Source organism: Phocaeicola sp. RTP21198st1_B8_RTP21198_201120 (assembly GCF_040929485.1).
Classification (GTDB): domain Bacteria; phylum Bacteroidota; class Bacteroidia; order Bacteroidales; family Bacteroidaceae; genus Phocaeicola; species Phocaeicola dorei.
Window position 1 is genome coordinate 1 of the sequence record NZ_JBCOCI010000370.1, and the last position, 1,330, is coordinate 1,330.

A 1,330-nucleotide genomic window follows, 5' to 3' on the forward strand; every position below is an offset into this window, starting at 1 on the left:
ACCAATATCCGATTCCACCACCCATGACCAACATTGCAGCAATCACTGCGGCATATTTCATCCAGCGATGCATGCTTAGTATTTTGCTCTGTTTACCTTTCTCTTCGTCCAGCTTTTTATAGAGTTGTTTTTCCGCACGAAGTATCTGTTGTTCATCAGTGTACTGGTCGAATTTACCCAAATGATAAATTTCTTCCATACGAAAGAGCTGGCGGGCGTTTTCTTCCGATTCCTTCATCCAGGCATTGACCTCGATAAGCTCTTCTTCAGAACACTGTCCTGTCAGATATCTGTCTATTATTTCTTCACTCAGATTACTCATTTTCTTTTCCTTCATATTAGTAATACAATTCAAAACGCAAAAACACTTATTATAATCGCCATAAAAATAAGAAAAGAATCGCCCAAAGAGGATCGAGTCGGCCACGCAAGTATTTTAAAGCCTTATACATATGGGCTTCCACCGTGCGGAGTGAAACTCCGAGAATATCGGCTATTTCCTTGTTTTTCATATCATGCAGATAGCTAAGTTTGAAAACCTCTTTGCATTTGTCAGGGAGCTCATTAATTGCATCATGAATTTCCTTGCGGAGTTCCTTGTCTTCGATCCTCCGAATCACTTCGTTGTTGTCCGGTTGATAGAATTCTGCGCGTCTTTGGTTGATTTCTTCCATGGCAACACAATAACCGTCTTCCACACTGCGGTGTTTCAAGACATTAAGGGCACGGGTGTAAACGGCACGATAGAGAAAGGCCTGGATTTGGTCGCCTATCTCTATGTGGTCTTTCCGCTTCCATAATTCTACAAATACGTCCTGCACTACATCCTCTGCTTCTTCTTCTCCCACCAAACGGGTTGCATAGAAAATCAGGCTGGGATAGTACCGGCGAAATAGTGCTTTATAGGTTACATCAAAGTTTTCATTCATTCTCTCGATGGACTAAGTTCATGTTTCGTTTATGGGTTTTTATCTTCGAATATGACTCCAATTGCTTTAGGGGTGTTACTCATTTCGAATTCGACAGTCGCTCCACTCATGATTTGCTCGTGAGTAAGATATGTTTTGTCATACGGTTTTCCATCTATTTTGATGGATTGGATATAGATATTTTCTTTGTTTACTTTGGGGGCCAATACGGTGAAAGTCTTTCCATTTGCCAGATGTAATTGCATTTCCGGGAATAGGGGAGTACCTATCTCATATTTTCCACTGACGGGATTGACGGGGTAGAATCCCATCGCACTGAATACATACCATGCTGACATCTGTCCGCAATCTTCGTTGCCACAAAGACCGGCAGGTTCGTTCTTGTGGAGCTCGTTCATCAC

At 42.0% G+C, this 1,330-nt stretch carries 2 protein-coding genes and 1 pseudogene; all 3 read right to left on the reverse strand.

Translation table 11 applies throughout. The annotated features are described in order from the left end of the window. Positions 1-337 (reverse strand): annotated as a pseudogene (locus AB5935_RS26405) (anti-sigma factor); the annotation flags it as partial. 34 nt (positions 338-371) lie between these two features. Further along, positions 372-929: an RNA polymerase sigma-70 factor gene (locus AB5935_RS26410; protein ID WP_004301378.1), complete on the reverse strand. Its 558-nt coding sequence runs from the start codon at positions 927-929 to the stop codon at positions 372-374. A 29-nt stretch (positions 930-958) separates the two neighbouring features. Beyond that, on the reverse strand, positions 959-1,330 hold a 372-nt coding region (locus AB5935_RS26415), incomplete at its 5' end, for a glycoside hydrolase domain-containing protein (protein WP_368327919.1).

What these genes read in the sequence shown, in the direction of transcription:
- AB5935_RS26410 (WP_004301378.1), bottom strand. Translation starts at nt 929, where the DNA reads ATGAATGAAAACTTTGATGTAACCTATAAAGCACTATTTCGCCGGTAC.